This window comes from Pseudonocardia sp. N23 (assembly GCF_002583555.1).
GTDB lineage: Bacteria > Actinomycetota > Actinomycetes > Mycobacteriales > Pseudonocardiaceae > Pseudonocardia.
Window position 1 is genome coordinate 45,945 of sequence record NZ_BEGX01000128.1, and the last position, 15,984, is coordinate 61,928.

Here is a 15,984-nt window from a genome sequence, read left to right on the forward strand (position 1 = left end):
GTCGACATGTCATCGCGGACCGGGGACTCCACCACGAGCAGCAGGACGCGGTCGCTGCCCGCCTGGCGGTGGGCATCGGCGATCCTGCTGCTGGTGATGGGCGGGATCCATCTCTACCTGGTGCTGTTCAGCGGGTTCGACGGGCTCGTCGGCACGCTGTTCGTCGTCAATGCGATCGGTGCGCTGCTGCTGGCCGTGGCGATGATCGCGGTCCCGGACCGGCTGCTCACGATCGCGAGCCTGCTGAGCCTGCTGTTCACGGCGGGCACGCTGCTGGCGCTGGTGCTGTCGCTGGTGCTGCCCGGCGGGTTCCTGGGTGTGCGGGAGCAGATCTCGGCCGAGCTCGTACCGACGACGCTCGTCGCCGAGGCCCTCGGCGCGCTGGTCCTGCTGGGCGCGACGATCCTGGCGGCGCGCCTCCGCCGCCCCTGAACCCGTCACCCGAGCCCCGGTGAGTGGCGATCACCTGCGGTTCCGTCGGCGGCGCAGGGCCACGACCGCTGCGGTGACGGCAGCGACCGCCGCACCGCCGATCGCGAGGCCCGGCCACGCCGGGCTCCGCCCGGGCTCCGTGACGCCGTCCTCGGGCGCGTCCGGCGCGTCGAGCAGCGTGACCGTCCCCGCGTCGCCGTCCACGAGCAGCCGCTCGCCGTCGGTGATCCGCCGCGTCGCGACGGCGGTGCCCAGCACCGCCGGGATGCCGTACTCGCGGGCGACGATCGAGCTGTGGCTCAGCGGCCCGCCGACGTCGGTGACCACGGCCGCCGCCATCGCGAACAGCGACGTCCACGCGGGCGTGGTGATGCTCGCGACGAGCACGTCGCCGGGCTGCATGCGGCCGAAGTCGGCGGGCCCGGCCAGCACCCGTGCCGGTGCGGTCACCTGCCCGGCGCTCGCCCCGACACCCCGGATGACGGGGCCGGTCTGCTCGGTGGTGGCCGTCGGCATGAACCGTTCCATCAGGTCCCAGCTCGTCCCCTGCGGCAGCAGGCCCGGCGGGGTCGCGCGGCGGCGGCCGCGCCACAGCTCCTTCCGCCCGGCGACGACCGCCGACCGGTCCTGCGGCGGTCCGAGGATCTCCTCGCGGAGCAGCCAGAACACGTCGTCGCGGACATCGACCGCCCCGGCGGCGACGAGCCGGTCACCGATCTCGTGCAGCAGCCGCCGCAGCTGCGGCCACGCCAGGCCGACGTCGGCGAGGGCGTCCTCGCGCAGCGGCGCCGCCGACTGGGCCCAGCGCAGCAGCCGGTCGAACACCGCGCGGCGGGCCGGGTCGAGCCGGGCCCGGACCGTGGCGGTGAGGTCGTCGCGACGCCGTGCCGACCGCTGCTGCCGCTCGACCGGGTCGGCGCCCTCGCCGCGGAGGTGGAAGCGCAGCGCGTCGACGAGCGGGGCGGGGTCGTCGGCCGGGACGGCGTGGACGAAGTCCAGGTTGTAGACGGTGTGCCCGTAGGTGTCGAGGTGGCCGCGGAAGCGGGTGCACCAGTCCCGCCACACGTCTGCGCCGACGCCCGCGGGCGGCGCGGAAGGCTCGAGCAGGTCGTCGGCGGGGGCGCTGAGCAGCGTCGCTGCGAGGGTGTCGTACCCGCGGGCCCAGGTGCCCAGGTCGTGCAGGGACCGTTCCGCCCGGATCGGTTCGCTGTCGAAACCGAGAAGCAGGGTCGCGGCGGGCGGGTCGCCGGCGCGGCGGACGAACGTCTCGTAGAAGCGGGTCAGGAGCACCTCGCTGGACGCTGCGATCGGGATGATCGTCTGCACCGAGGTGTAGTAGACGGCGCCGGCGTCGAGGAGGGCGACGACGCCGTCGAGCAGCTCGGCGGTGGAGAGCGCCCCGAGGTCGCGACCCCGCCAGGCCTGGACGGCGGCGACATAGGCGGGGTGGGCTCGGTCGCGCCAGCGGGCCTGCGCGCCGTTCTCGCCGCGCCCCCCGAGCATCCGCAACGCCGCCGGCGTGCGCGCGCTCACCCGCCACATCGCCGAGCGGCTGTAGCGGTAGTAGGCGTAGCCGTTGACGGTCGGCAGGCCGATGTCGTCGTCGGCGAGGACGTCGGTGCCCAGGTACTCCCGCATGAGCGCGATCAGCGAGCGGGTGACGGCAGGGTCGATGAGCTGCGCGAACAGTGGGGTGAGCGGGTCGGGGAGCTGTTCGACGATGCTCGCGCGGGCGTAGAGCCCGCCCTTGGCGACGGTCCAGTCCGTCGGCGGTGCCGTCTCCGGCTCGGGGAGCGCGGTGACCGGGCGGGCCTGCACGATCGCGAACCCGTCGGCGGCGCGGGCCCACTCGATGTCCTGCGGCGCGCCGTAGTGGTCCTGGATGCGCGCGCCGAGCGCCGCGAGGGCGACGGCCTCGGCGTCGGTGAGGACGGCGCGGCGGCGGTCCGCGCCGGCGACCGGCCGCTCCACCGTGTCCTCGCCGGTGGGGACGGTCATGACGGCCTTGTCGGCCGTGGTCCGCGCGGTGACGGCCCCACGGGAGACGACGACGTCGTCGGTGGTGACCGCGCCGCTGACCACGGACTCCCCCAGCCCCCACGCCGCGGAGACGGCGGTCTCGTCGCGGCGGCCGGTGGTCGGGTTCGCGGTGAACATGACGCCGGCCGCGTCGGCGACGACCATCTGCTGCACGACGACGGCGAGCGCCACGTCGGCGGGGGCGATGCCCTGGCGTTCCCGGTAGGCCATGGCGCGGGCCGTCCACAGCGACGCCCAGCAGTCGCGGACGGCGGCGAGCAGCGCGTCGTCGCCACGGACGTCGAGGTAGGTGTCCTGCTGGCCGGCGAAGCTCGCGCCCTCGAGGTCCTCGGCGGTGGCCGACGACCGGACGGCGACGGGACCGCCACCGATCCCCCGGTACGCCCCGCGGACCTCCTCGGCCATCGCGGCGGGCACGTCGACACCGGTGAACAGGGCCCGGATGGCCTGCTCGTCCCTCGTGGTGGCGAGATCGAGGACCCGTGACCCGATCCCCGAGGTGTCGACGAACACCCGGTACGCATCGGTGCCCAGCACGAAACCGGGCGGGACCGGGAAGCCGGCGCGCGTCAGCTCGCCCAGGTTGGCGCCCTTGCCGCCGGCGACGTCGACGTCGCCGCGGCCGATCTCGGAGAACTCACGGACGTACCGCATGCAGGCAGTCTGCTCCTCGCCCGGCGTGTCGTGGGAGCGCCTCGCACACCCTGGTGACACGCCCGTCGCCGGGTGCGCCCGGGGCGCCGACCCGCGCGAGGAGGCCGTGGGGTCCGGGCGTACTCTTCTCGGCAGTTCCGCGGCGAGGGCGGGCGGTCAGTGAGCCCGCCGTGATCGACGCAGGGCCGGTTCGCCCCGGCTCCTCGCCGCGCGCTCACACACTGACCGCGTTCGCATCGAGGAGTATTCCCGTGGCCCAGGCCCGCATCGACGCCGAGACCCGCACCGAGTTCGGCAAGGGCGCAGCCCGCCGCACCCGTCGTGCCGGCAAGATCCCCGCCGTCCTCTACGGGCACGGCACCGACCCGCAGCACCTCGCGCTCCCGTCGCTGGAGTTCGCCCGCGTCGTCCGCGACCAGGGCCGCAACGCGGTGCTCGAGATCAACATCAGCGGCACCCCGCAGCTGGCGCTGACCAAGACGGTCGTCGTGCACCCCATCCGCCCGTACATCGAGCACGTCGACCTGCTGGTCATCAAGCGTGGCGAGAAGGTCGTCGTCGACGTCCAGGTCGTCGTCACCGGCGACGCCGCTCCGGGCAGCATGATCGCCCAGGACCTCAACACCATCGAGGTCGAGGCCGACGTCCTGAACATCCCCGAGTCGATCGAGCTGTCGGTCGAGGGCGTGAAGATCGGCACCCAGATCCTGGCCGCCTCGGTCGTCCTGCCCGAGGGCGTCGAGCTGCGCACCGACCCCGAGGCGCTGGTCGTCAACGTCATCGCCGCGCCGACCGAGGCCGACCTCGAGGCCGAGATCGACACCGAGGGTGCCGGCGTCGTCCGCGACGAGCCCGAGTCCGAGTCCTCCGACAACGCCTCCGCCGAGGCCGAGTCGACCGAGGGCTGACGGCCGTGCCGGGCCCCGCCCTGGTGGTCGGGCTCGGCAACCCCGGGTCCGAGTACGCCGAGACCCGGCACAACGTCGGCTTCCGCGTCGTCGAGCTGTTGGCGGCGCGGGCCGGCGGTGGCCGGTTCTCGAAGCACAAGAGCAACGCCGACGTGCTGGAGGGCCGGCTCGCCGGCCGCAAGGTCGTGCTCGCGAAGCCCCGGACGTACATGAACGTCTCGGGCGGACCGGTCGCCGGGCTGCTGCGCTACTTCTCGGTCCCGGCCACCGAGCTGGTGGTCGTCCACGACGACCTCGACCTCGGGTTCGGCGTCATCCGGCTCAAGCAGGGCGGTGGCGAGGGCGGGCACAACGGGCTGCGCTCGATCAGCCAGTCGGCCGGCACCCGCGACTACCTGCGGGTGCGGTTCGGCATCGGCCGCCCGCCCGGCCGGCAGGACCCGGCCGACTTCGTGCTCAAACGGTTCTCCGGAGCCGAGCACAAGGAGCTGGAGTTCGCGGTCGACCTGGCCGCCGACGCCGCCGAGGCCCTGCTCTCCGACGGCCTGGAGCCGACGCAGAACCGGTTCCACGCGCTGTCGGGCTGAGCGGCCCCCTTTGCGCAGGAACGGCACGTTCCCGCAACCGGGTTGCGGGAACGTGCCGTTCCTGCAGTTCGGGAGGCCCCGGGGCAGCAGAGCTCAGGCGCGGGCGGCGATGAGGTCGCCCGTGGCCGAGCGGCGCAGCTTGCCCGACGGCGTCTTCGGCAGCGTCCCCGGCCCGAGCACCACGACGTCGGCGGGCCGCACCCCGCAGGCCGCGACGACCTTCGACGTGACGTCCTTGCGGATGACGTCCTCCGCGGCCGGGTCCCCTGCCTTGCGCGACTCCACCGCCACGATGAACGACTCACGGTGGCGGCCCTGCCCCGCCTCCAGCCGGACGGCGACGACGTTGCCCGCCCGAACGTCGGAGGCCAGCGCGGCGGCCCGCTCGATGTCGGTCGGGTAGATGTTGCGCCCACCCATGATGATCACGTCCTTGCGCCGCCCGCAGACGACGACCTCCACCCCGGCGAGGTAGCCCTCGTCGCCGGTGTCGAGCCAGCCGTCGGCGTCCTGCGCCGGACGCGGCCCGTCGACGGTCAGGTAACCGGGTGTCACGGAGTCCCCGCGCAGCTGCAGCACCCCGACCTCCCGCTCGCCGAGGACGGTCCCGTCGTCGCCGACGACGCGCACCTCGATGCCGGGCAGCGGCGGGCCGAGCCGGGGGAAGCGCCGCGTCGGCCCGTAGAGGGCGGGCCGGGCGACGCGCTTCTCCTCGATCCACTCGGCGTCGACGTGGTCGATCACCATGCCGGTGTCGCACGGCGCGAACGACACCCCGAGCGCGGTCTCGGCCATGCCGTACGCGCAGACGACCGAGTCGGCGCCGAGCCCGAACCGGGCACCGGCATCGGTGAGGGCCTGTACCGCGTCGGGGTCGATCGGCTCGGCACCGTTGAGCGCGAACCGCATCGACGACAGGTCGAGCGAGTCGGCGTCGGCCCGGGCGAGCTGGCGGGCCAGTACCGCGTAGGCGAAGTTCGGGGCGGCGGTGACGGTGCCGCGGTACGTCGAGATCAGCTCGGCCCACAGCAGCGGCCGGGTCAGGAAGTCGACGGGCGTGACCGTGACCAGCTCCAGGCCGGTGACCATGGGGACGGTCATGAACCCGACCATCCCCATGTCGTGGAACAGCGGCAGCCACGACACCATCACGTCGCGCTCGGTGTCGAGCTGCGCCGCGGTGACCATGCCGCCGATGTTGGCGAACAGGTTGCGGTGGGTGATCCGGACGGCCTTCGGCTCCGCCGTCGACCCGCTCGTGAGCTGCAGCAGCGCGGTGGCGTCCTCGTCGGCGACGTCCACGTCGACCGGCAGCGGCGTCGCCACGGCGGTGTCGAGATCGGTGAGCAGCCGGTAGGCGATGCCCTTCTCGTCGAGCACCGGGGCGAGCGCGTCGAACGGGGCGCCCAGCAGGACGAGCTTCGCGTCGATCATCCCGAGGACCGTGACGGTGTCGGCGGCCCAGACGGCGAGGTCGGTGCGGGCCGTCGGCTGGTGCAGCATCGTGACGCTGCCTCCCGCCAGCCACACCGCCTGCGCGGCGGGCGCGATCTGGGCGGGCTCGGCGGCCAGGACCGCGACCGCGGCGCCGCGCTCGACGCCGGGCACCGCGCCGTCGCCGGCGACGAGTGCCCCGGCCAGCCTGCGCGCCTTCTCGTGCACGTCACGCCACGTGGTGCGCACCGGCTCCTTGGGTTCCCCGGTGATCATTCCCTTGGCGGACCGGCCCGCGCTGTCCGTCAACATCTGGAGGAACCGCGACATGCCTCCGAGACTACGACCTACGCGTACCATCCGGCTCCGTGGCCGATCAGCTGTCCAGCGACACCGCGCTCGCCGCCGCCGTCGACGCCGAGCTCCCCGCAGCCCGCGCCGACCTGGAACGGCTCGTCCGCATCCCGAGCATCTGGGCGGACCCCGCCCATGCCGACGACACCCGCCGCAGCGCCGACGTCGTCGCCGAGCTCGCCCGCGGAGCCGGTGCCGCCGACGTACAGATCCTGCAGGCGGAAGGTGGCGCGCCCGCCGTCGTCGCCCGGTTCCCCGGCCCGCCCGGCACCCCGACCGTGCTGCTCTACGCCCACCACGACGTGCAGCCCACCGGTGGCGACGAGCACTGGACGAGCCCGCCGTTCGAGCCGACCGAGCGCGCCGGCCGCCTCTACGGGCGCGGCGCCGCCGACGACAAGGCCGGCGTCATGACACACCTGACGGCGCTGCGCGCGTTCGGCGGGACGCCGCCCGTCGGCGTCACGCTGTTCGTCGAGGGCGAGGAGGAGTCGGGCTCGCCGACGCTCACCGCGCTGCTCGCCGAGCACCGCGACCTCCTGGCCGCCGATGTGATCATCATCGCCGACGCCGCCAACCCGGCCGTCGACGTCCCCGCGCTCACGACCACGCTGCGCGGGCTGGTCGACGTCGTCGTCGAGGTGTCCATGCTCGACCAGCCGGTGCACTCCGGTGTCTTCGGCGGCCCCGTCGGCGACGCCCTGACCGCGCTGTGCCGGACGCTGGGCTCGCTGCACGACGACAAGGGCGAGGTCGCGGTCCCAGGGCTGGTCCACTCCGGGTCCGACGCCCCCGACATGGACGAGGAGACCTTCCGCTCCACCGTCGGGCTGCTCGACGGCGTCGAGCTCCTCGGGTCGGGCACGATCCCGGACCGCACCAACCTCAAGCCCGCCGTCGCCGTCCTCGGAATCGACGCACCCCGCGTCGCGGAGGCGTCGAACGTCCTGCTGCCGCGGGCGCGGGCGATGGTGAGCATGCGGCTCGCGCCCGGTGAGGACGCGCTCGCCGCGCAGCAGGCGCTCGCCGAGCACCTGCGCGCGCACGTCCCGTGGGGCGCGCACGTCACGGTCGAGGCGGGCACCGGCATCGCCGAGCCGTTCGCGTTGAGCAGCACCGGGTCGGCCTACGACGCCGCGCGCGCCGCGTACTCCCGCGCGTACGGCAACTCCGTCGTCGAGATGGGCATCGGCGGTTCGATCCCGTTCATCGCCGAGTTCGCCCGCACCTTCCCCGGCGCGGCCGTGCTGGTGACCGGTGTCGGCGACCCCGCCAGCCGCTGGCACGGTATCGACGAGAGCCTGCACCTGGGCATGTTCGCCCGCGGCGTCCTCGCCGAGGCGTACTTCCTGCAGACGCTCGCCGAGTGACCCGGGAGCGGCGATGGTCGCCATGGCGACTTTCGCCACTCACGACCCGTGACGCCCAGCCAGGGGCGGTGTTCGCTGCAGCCGCCCGACGCGACACGGCAGACTGACGCCGTGCGGATCGGGGTGCTCGGGAGCGTGGCGGCATGGCCGTCCGCGAACGGCGCCGCGCCCACCGACGGCTCCGGGTCCGACCACTCCGACGTGGCGCCGCCAGGGCTGCGGCTGCGCGGCCTGCTCGCCCGCCTCGCACTGGACGCGGGCCGTCCCGTCACCACCGAGTCGCTCGTCGACGACCTGTGGGGCGACGAGCCCCCGGACACGGTGGGCAACGCGCTGCAGTCGCTCGTCTCACGGCTGCGCCGGGCACTGGGGTCGCAGCTCGTCGTGACGGTCTCCGGCGGGTACCTCCTGGACATCGCCCCCGACGCCGTCGACGCCGGCCGGTTCGGGCGCCTGCTCACCGTCGCCAAGGCAGCGGTCGACCCCGCGGCCGCGGCGTCGACGATGGGCGAGGCGCTCGGTCTGTGGCGTGGGCCCGCGCTGGCCGACGTGCGCCGGCTCCCGTTCGCCGACGCCGTCGTGAACAGGCTGGAGGAGCAGCGGGCCGCGGCGATCGAGACGCGGGCGACGCTGGGCCTGTCGATGGGCGACCCCGCGGCGGGCCTCGACGCCGTCACCGATCTGCTCGCGGCGCAGCCGTTACGGGAGAGCGCCGCGGTCGTGCTCGCCCGCGGGCTGCACGCGACGGGCCGGCAGGCCGACGCGCTCGCCGTCCTCGACCGCACCCGCGAGCGCCTGGCAGGTGAGCTGGGCGTCGACCCCGGGCCGGAGCTGACGAAGGCGCGTCTCGACGTCCTGCGCGGGGTGCCCGCCCCCGCGCCACCGCCGCCACTGTCCACACCGGAACCTGTGCGCCGCAACGGGTCTGCCGCACTGACCAGTTTCGTGGGCCGCCACGCCGACGTCGAGCGCGTCCGCAGCCTGCTCGGCACGGCCCGGCTGGTGACGCTGCTGGGCCCCGGCGGGGCGGGCAAGACACGGCTGGCACGCGAGATCGTCGCCGGACTGGGCGGACGCACGGAGACGCCCGTCGCCGAGCTCGCGGCGCTGACCGGCCCGGAACAGCTCGCGGGCACGGTGCTCGCCGCCGTCGGCGAGCCGGAACTACTGGTCCGCAGGTCCGACGACGGCGCGCCAGACTCCACCGCCCGGCTGCTGACCGCGCTCGGGGACCGCGACATCGTGCTCGTCCTCGACAACTGCGAGCACCTCGTCGACGAGGCGGCGGCGCTGACCCAGCGCGTCCTGGAGGCCGGGTCGCGGCTGCGGGTCCTCGCGACCAGCCGCGAGCCGCTCGCCGTCCCGGGCGAGGTGCTGCACCCGGTCGAACCGCTCGACACCGCGGCCGCCGTGCGGCTGTTCGCCGACCGCGCCGCCGCCGTCGCGCCGGGTTTCGTCCTCGACGCGGGCACCGCCCCGGTCGTCACCGAGATCTGCACCCGCCTCGACGGCCAGCCGTTGCCGCTGGAGCTGGCTGCGGCACGGCTGCGGACGTTGTCGCTCACCGAGATCGCCACCCGCCTCGACGACCGGTTCCGGCTGCTGACCTCCGGCGCCCGCACGGCGTTGCCTCGCCACCAGACGCTGCGCGCCGTCGTCGACTGGAGCTGGGACCTGCTCGGCGAGCCCGAGCGGATCCTGTTGCGCCGCATGGGTGTGTTCGCCGGCGGCGCGACCGCGGCGACGGTCGAGCGGGTGTGCACCGGCGCAGGTGGGCCGGACCGGGCCGACGCGTTCGACCTGCTCGCGGCGCTCGTCGACAAGTCCCTGGTCGTCGCGGTCCCGTCGGGCGACTCGGGCCCGACGCGCTACCGGCTGCTGGAGACGATCCGTGACTACGCGACCGAGCGCCTCGCCGAGGCCGGGGAGGCCGACGCGGTGCTCGTCGCGCACGCGGCGTGGGTCGTCGAGCTCGCCGAGGAGGCCGAGCCGCACCTGCGCGGCGCCGACCAGCTGCGCTGGCTCGCGCAGCTACGCGCCGAGAACGACAACATCGCCGTCGCGCTGCGCCGGGCCACCACGCGCCGGGACGGCCCGACCGCGCACCGCATCGTCGCCGCCATGGGCTGGTCGTGGTTCATCCGCGGCCGCTACGAGGAGTCGGTGACGTGGGTGGAGCAGGTCGCGTCGCTGACGCCGTCTGGCGTGCCGGCGGTCGACGCGCGCAACCTCGCCTACCAGGTGCTGGGCTGCATCGCCCGCGGCGAGGTCGAGGACGCCCAGGCCCGGCTCGGAACGGCGATCGACGCCGCGGCGGCGGCGCCGGAGCCACGCCATCCCGCGCTGCAGCTCATCGCGCCCCTCGGCCGGGCGTTCTCCGGCGACGAGCCGACACTGCTCGTCGAGCTGTCGCGGACCTCGGCCGACCCGTGGGTACGCGCGTTCGCAACGCAGATCCTGGCCCAGCTCGCGGAGAACGACGGCCACATCGACGAGCAGCGCACCCTCGTCCGGCAGGCGCACGAGCTGTTCACAGCGACGGGCGACCGGTTCGGCCTCGGCATGACGCTCGGGTCGCTCGGCGAGCTGGAGGACCTCGCGGGCAACCCCGACGCCGCCGCGAAGGCCTGCGACGAGGCCGTCGCGCTGGCCACCGAGCTGGGCAACGACGACGACCTGCCGCAGTTCCTGCTGCAGCAGTCCCGCCTCGCGATCCGTCGCGGCGACCTCCGCCGGGCCCGGGAGCTGTGCGAGAGCGCCGCCGACCTCGCCTCCGGGCCGTTCGGCGTGCAGACGATGGTGCGCTGCACCCTCGCCGACATCGAGCGCCGGTCCGGCAACCTCCCCGCCGCGCGCCGCAACCTCGCGATGGCCGACCGGGATCTCGGCAACGGCCTCGCCCTCGAGCAGCGCCAGGCCCTCGTCGCCGTGATCCGGTACGGCGTGGAGGACGCGGCCGGTGACCGGGTCGCCGCCATCGAGGCCCTCACAGAGGCACTCGCCGCCGCCGAGCGCGGGCACGACGGCCCGGTCTCGGCCCTCGTGGTCGAGCACGTCGCCGGCTTCGCGCTCGCGAACGGCGATCCGGAGGGCGCCGGGTTCCTGCTCGGTGTGGCGCTGGCGCAGCGGGGCACGCTCGACCACGGCAACCCCGACGTCGTCGCCACCGTCGCCGGGGTGGAGGACGCCCTCGGCCCCGCCGCGGCCGCCGAGGCGGTGCAGCGGGGCCGGGACCTCCCCCGTCCCGAGGGCCTCGCGGCCGTCCGGGACCATGTCGCGGTCCGATCCGGGGATCAGGCCCGCTTGCGGTAGAGCGTCACCGCGATCGGCGCGAACACCACGACGATGACGGCGGCGGCGATCAGCGACGTCGTCGCCGGGCCCGCGATGGGACCGCCGGTGAGCAGGCCGCGGACCGCGTCGGCGACCTTCGAGACCGGGTTGACGTTCACGAACGCCTGCAGCCAGCCGGGCATCGAGTCCGACGGGACGAACACGTTGCTGCCGAAGGTGAGCGGCAGCATGATCATCGCGCCGATGCCCTGCACCGAGCGGGGCTGGCGGACGAGCATGGCCAGCGCGGTGAACACCCAGCAGAGCGCGAAGGCGAACACCATGACCAGGCCGAGCGCGGCGATCACGTTGAGCGGGTTGGTGTGCATCCGGAAGCCGAGGACCGTGCCCAGCACCAGCATGATCACACCGGAGGTCAGGTAGCGGACCAGGTCGGCCATGATCGCGCCGACCAGCGGCGCCGAGCGTGAGATCGGCAGGCTGCGGAACCGGTCGAAGATGCCGGTGTGCAGGTCCTCCGCGAGGCCGACGCCGGTACCCGCCGAGGCGAACACGACGGTCTGCACCAGCACGCCGGGCAGCGCGAACTGCAGGTAGTCGGTGGTGTTGCCGGAGATCGCACCGCCGAAGACATAGACGAACAGCAGCAGGAAGATGACCGGCTGCAGCGTCACGTCGATGAGTGCCTCGGGCGAGTGGATCGTCTTGACGACGCCGCGCCACGCGAGTGTGAACCCGTGCCGCAGCGTCGAGGGTCCGTGTCTGCCGCGTTCGATGTCGGGTATCGGCATCGGCGGGCGGGGCGTCGTTCCGGGTGCGACGGCGGTCGTGGTCATGCCGCCACCTCCTCGTCGGTCGGGTCGGCCCGCTTCTCGGCGTCCTCCGCCGTGCGGCCGGTCAGGGTCATGAAGACGTCGTCGAGGCTCGGCAGGCGCAGCCCGAGCTCGGCGATCGCGAGGCCGGCCTCGTCGAACCGGGCTCCCGCGACGTGCAGCAGGCCGGGCTCGTGGGCGGCGACGGTGAGCTCGCCCGAGGCGTCGACGGCCGGGGGCTCGTCGGTGAGGCCGCCCAGGATCGTCGAGACGGTCGGGATGTCGGTGCGGTGCAGGGGCCGCACGTGCAGCCGCTGGCCGCCGACGTCGGCCTTGAGCGACGCCGGGGTGCCCGAGGCGATCGCACTGCCCCGGTCGATGACGACGAGGTCGTCGGCCAGCTGGTCGGCCTCCTCGAGGTACTGGGTGGTGAGGAGCACGGTCACGCCGTCGGCAGCGAGCGCCCGGACCTGGTCGAGCACCTCGTTGCGGTGCCGTGGGTCGAGGCCGGTGGTCGGTTCGTCGAGGAACAGGACGTCGGGGCGGCCGATGAGGCTTGCCGCGAGGTCGAGGCGGCGGCGCATGCCGCCGGAGTAGGTGCGGACGCGGCGCTTGGCCGCGTCGGCCAGCCCGAACCGCTCGATGAGCTCCGCGGCCCGCACGCGGGCGGCGCGGCGCGGCATGTCGAGCAGCCGGGCGATGAGCATCAGGTTGTCGGTGCCGGAGAGGGCCTCGTCGACGGCCGCGTACTGGCCGGTGAGGCCGATGCGGGCGCGGACTGCGGCGGGTTCGGCGACGACGTCGTGGCCGAGGACCGTGGCGCGTCCCGCGTCGGGGCGCAGCAGGGTGGCGAGGACGCGCACGGTCGTGGTCTTGCCCGAACCGTTCGGGCCGAGCAGTCCGAGCACCGTGCCCTGCCGGGCACTGAGGTCGACCCCGGCGAGGGCCTTCGTGGTGCCGAAGGACTTCTCGAGTCCCTCGACGTGGATGACGGTGTCCATGAGGACGACTCTGACCCTCGCCGCTGATGCGCCGCTGTCACGACGCTGACACCATCTCAGCGCAGCAGTGACGTCACCGTGGCGTCAACTCAGCGACGTGCGCGCAGCCCGTCGACGACGACCGAGCACGCCGCGCACCGGCCGCTGCCGACCATGACCGCGGTCCGCGAGGCTGCCGACGCCCTGGAAGCCGTCGTGGCCGACGACCTGTGGCCGGTGCCGTCCTACCTGGGAGATGCTCTACATCCGGTGACGACGCGGCCGGCCCCGCCGCGCTGCGGCGGGGCCGTTCGCCAGCTCCCGGCTCGTCACGACTCGGCGAGCTCCGCGGCCGCCATCCACTCCAGCTCGACGGCCTCGCTCTCGGCCGTCACCGCCTTGAGCTCCGCGCCCAGCTCCATCAGCCTGCCCGGGTCGGTCGAGGCCTCCGCGAGCTTCGCGTGCAGGTCGGACTGCTTGGCCGTCAACGCCGTCATCCGCCGTTCCAGCCGCGACATCTCCTTGCGGGCGGCACGCTGCTCGGCAGCCGACATCGTCGGAGCGGCCTTGGCCGACCCGGAACCAGAGCCGGCCATCGCGATCGTCGCGACCGGGTCGCCCGCCTCGGCACGACGCCGCAGGTACTCGTCGATGCCGCCGGGCAGGTGGGTGATCGCGCCGTCGCCGAACAGCGCGACGACCGTGTCACAGACCCGTTCGACCAGGTACCGGTCGTGGCTGACGACGATCAGCGTGCCCGGCCAGCCGTCGAGCAGGTCCTCGAGGTTGGACAGGGTGTCGACGTCCAGGTCGTTGGTGGGCTCGTCGAGGAGCAGCACGTTGGGCTCGGCCATCAGCAGCCGCGTCAGCTGCAGCCGGCGCCGCTCACCGCCGGAGAGCTGCCCGACCGGCGTCCACTGCCGGGAGGCCGGGAAGCCGAGCCGTTCGAGCACCGACGACGCCGTGAGCTCGAGCTTCCCGAGCCGCACGAACTTCGCGACGTCCTCGGTCGCCTCCAGCACGCGCATGTCGCGCGGCAGGTCGATGAGCTCCTGGGTGAGCTGCGCCAGCTGCACCGTGGTGCCCTGGATCCGGCGGCCGCTGTCGAGGGGCCGCTCGCCGGTCAGCGAGCGCAGCAGGGTCGTCTTGCCCGAGCCGTTGATGCCGACGATGCCGATCCGGTCGCCCGGCCCGAGCCGCCACGTCACGTCGTCGAGCAGGGTGCGCTCGCCGATCCTGACGGTCGCGTCCTCCAGTTCGAGGACGGTGCGGCCCAGCCGGTTCGTCGCGAAACCGAGCAGCTCGACGGTGTTACGCGGCGGCGGGACGTCGGCGATCAGCGCCTCGGCCGCCTCGATCCGGTACCGCGGCTTCGCCGTGCGCGCGGGCGGGCCGCGCCGCAGCCAGGCCAGCTCCTTCCGGGCCAGGTTGCGCCGCCGGGCCTCTGCGGCGTCGGCCTGGCGGCTGCGCTCTGCGCGGGCGTACACCCAGTCCGCGTAGCCACCGAGGTAGCTCTCGACGCGACCGCCCGCGACCTCCCACGTCCGGGTACAGACGGCGTCGAGGAACCAGCGGTCGTGCGTGACGACCACGACCCCGCACCGGCGGCCGAGCAGGTGCTGCGCGAGCCAGCCGATGCCCTCGAGGTCGAGGTGGTTGGTCGGCTCGTCGAGGACGACGAGGTCGGGCTCGCCGATCAGCGTCGCGGCCAGCCCGACGCGGCGCTTCTCGCCGCCGGAGAGCCCGTCGACCGTGCGGTCGAGGTCGGTGACACCGAGCCCGGTGAGGACGTCGCGCACCCGCGGGTCCGACGCCCACTCGTGCTCGGCGTCGTACTCGGCCAGGACGACGTCACGGATCTTCGCCCCGGCGGGGAGCGGGTCGCCCTGCGCGAGGTGCGACAGCTTGAGCCCGCCGACGCGGCTGATCCGCCCGGACTGCGGCTGCCGACGGCCGGCGAGGATGTCGAGCAACGTGGTCTTGCCGCCACCGTTGAGGCCGACGACGCCGATCCGCTCGCCGCGCTCCACCCCCAGCGACACGGAGTCGAGCAGGACCCGCGACGCATCACCGGGGACGTGCGCGGTGACGGACTCGAGGTTGACCAGGTTCTGCCGAACCGGGGGCATCAGGCACGCACTTTCGGCCAGGAGCCGGTCGGGGGACCCGACGGCGGCTCGTTCTCGTCGACGATCCGGGCCCCGGGGACGGGCCCGTGGGCGACACGGACGGTTCGGCACACACCGGCGCCGGCCAGCTCGGCGGCGACCTCCACAGCGGAGTCGGCACTCTCGCACAGGAAGGCGCACGTCGGTCCCGACCCGGACACCAGCCCGGCCAGTGCACCGGCGGAGACACCCGCGCGCAGGGTGCGGCGCAGGTCGGGGGCGAGGCTCACAGCGGCGGCCTGCAGGTCGTTGCCCAGGGAGAGCGCGAGGTGGCGGGGGTCGCCGCCGGCGAGCGCCTCGAGCACGGGTTCGACCGCGCGCATCGGCGCCTCCTCCGCCGACGCCGATGCCGACGCGGCGCGGAGCCGGTCGAGTTCGGCGAACACGGTCGGTGTGGAGAGGCCCTGGCGGGCCAGCGCGATCACCCAGTGCTGCGGGTGCCGGGACAGGACGGGGACGATCCGCTCGCCGCGCCCGGTGCCGACGGCCGTGCCGCCGTGCAGCGCGAACGTGACGTCGCTGCCCAGCTCGGCGGCCATGACGGCGAGCTCCTCGCGCGTCAGGTCGAGCTTCCACATCCCGGCGAGCGCGACGAGGGTGCCCGCGGCGTCGGCGCTGCCGCCCGCCATCCCGCCTGCGACGGGGATGCCCTTGCGCAGCACCACCCGCACGTCGGTGTCGCGGTCCGCGCGGCGGCCCAGCAGCTCGACGGCCTTCCACGCGAGGTTGCTGCCATCGGTCGGCACGTCGGCGATGGCGTCACCGGTGACCTCGACACCCGGGGCGTCCGACGCTGCGACCGTGACCTCGTCGAACAGGCTCACGGCGTGGAACACGGTGACCAGTTCGTGGTACCCGTCGTCGCGCACGTCGCCGACGGCGAGATGCAGGTTGATCTTCCCGGGGACACGCACGGTGACCGGGACGGGGACGGCGGCGAGCACCTGACAA

Annotated in this window: 11 protein-coding genes; 5 read left to right on the forward strand and 6 right to left on the reverse strand. The window is 74.3% G+C overall.

Features of this window, described 5'->3' with window-relative positions:
- The first annotated feature begins 6 nt into the window (after positions 1-6).
- Positions 7-432, forward strand: coding sequence for a hypothetical protein (locus tag TOK_RS28305; protein ID WP_141566592.1), 426 nt, complete (start codon positions 7-9; stop codon positions 430-432).
- 30 nt (positions 433-462) lie between these two features.
- On the opposite strand, the gene TOK_RS28310 is transcribed toward TOK_RS28305, so the two are convergent.
- The gene (locus TOK_RS28310) at positions 463-3,126 is read right to left on the reverse strand and encodes a PEP/pyruvate-binding domain-containing protein (RefSeq protein WP_098961054.1); all 2,664 of its coding nucleotides are present in this window, start codon (positions 3,124-3,126) and stop codon (positions 463-465) included.
- Between the two features lie 251 nt (positions 3,127-3,377).
- Between TOK_RS28310 and TOK_RS28315 the strand changes: the two genes are divergently transcribed.
- Both TOK_RS28315 and pth read left to right on the forward strand, forming a co-directional pair.
- Entirely contained in the window at positions 3,378-4,034 is a 657-nt protein-coding gene (locus tag TOK_RS28315; RefSeq protein ID WP_098961055.1) for a 50S ribosomal protein L25/general stress protein Ctc, read from the forward strand.
- Positions 4,031-4,621 (forward strand): aminoacyl-tRNA hydrolase, encoded by a 591-nt coding sequence (pth, locus tag TOK_RS28320; RefSeq protein ID WP_172457853.1) that lies wholly within the window; start codon positions 4,031-4,033, stop codon positions 4,619-4,621. Before TOK_RS28315 ends, pth begins: the two co-directional genes overlap by 4 nt.
- Before the next feature lie 93 nt (positions 4,622-4,714).
- Here the strand turns inward: pth and TOK_RS28325 are convergent, their stop codons facing one another.
- Complete coding sequence (locus tag TOK_RS28325; protein ID WP_098961057.1) at positions 4,715-6,385, reverse strand: fatty acyl-AMP ligase; 1,671 nt, start codon at positions 6,383-6,385, stop codon at positions 4,715-4,717.
- 38 nt (positions 6,386-6,423) lie between these two features.
- Here TOK_RS28325 and TOK_RS28330 point away from each other — a divergent pair, with 38 nt between their 5' ends.
- Both TOK_RS28330 and TOK_RS28335 read left to right on the forward strand, forming a co-directional pair.
- Positions 6,424-7,779, forward strand: coding sequence for a dipeptidase (locus TOK_RS28330; protein WP_098961058.1), 1,356 nt, complete (start codon positions 6,424-6,426; stop codon positions 7,777-7,779).
- Positions 7,780-7,890: 111 nt separating this feature from the next.
- On the forward strand, positions 7,891-11,091 hold the full coding sequence (locus tag TOK_RS28335; protein WP_172457836.1) for a BTAD domain-containing putative transcriptional regulator: 3,201 nt from the start codon (positions 7,891-7,893) through the stop codon (positions 11,089-11,091).
- Here TOK_RS28335 and TOK_RS28340 read toward each other — a convergent pair.
- The 4 genes from TOK_RS28340 to TOK_RS28355 form a co-directional block, all read right to left on the reverse strand.
- The gene (locus TOK_RS28340) at positions 11,073-11,909 is read right to left on the reverse strand and encodes an ABC transporter permease (RefSeq protein WP_098961060.1); all 837 of its coding nucleotides are present in this window, start codon (positions 11,907-11,909) and stop codon (positions 11,073-11,075) included. The two genes, TOK_RS28335 and TOK_RS28340, sit on opposite strands and share 19 nt — an antisense overlap.
- Complete coding sequence (locus TOK_RS28345) at positions 11,906-12,886, reverse strand: ATP-binding cassette domain-containing protein (RefSeq protein ID WP_098961061.1); 981 nt, start codon at positions 12,884-12,886, stop codon at positions 11,906-11,908. The genes TOK_RS28340 and TOK_RS28345 overlap by 4 nt, the downstream gene beginning before the upstream one ends.
- A 308-nt stretch (positions 12,887-13,194) precedes the next feature.
- Positions 13,195-14,994 carry an ABC-F family ATP-binding cassette domain-containing protein gene (locus tag TOK_RS28350; protein ID WP_098961062.1) on the reverse strand — a complete coding sequence of 600 codons (1,800 nt, stop codon included), beginning with the start codon at positions 14,992-14,994 and terminating at the stop codon, positions 13,195-13,197.
- Entirely contained in the window at positions 14,994-15,977 is a 984-nt protein-coding gene (locus TOK_RS28355) for a 4-(cytidine 5'-diphospho)-2-C-methyl-D-erythritol kinase (protein ID WP_098961063.1), read from the reverse strand. Before TOK_RS28355 ends, TOK_RS28350 begins: the two co-directional genes overlap by 1 nt.
- Positions 15,978-15,984: the final 7 nt, after the last annotated feature.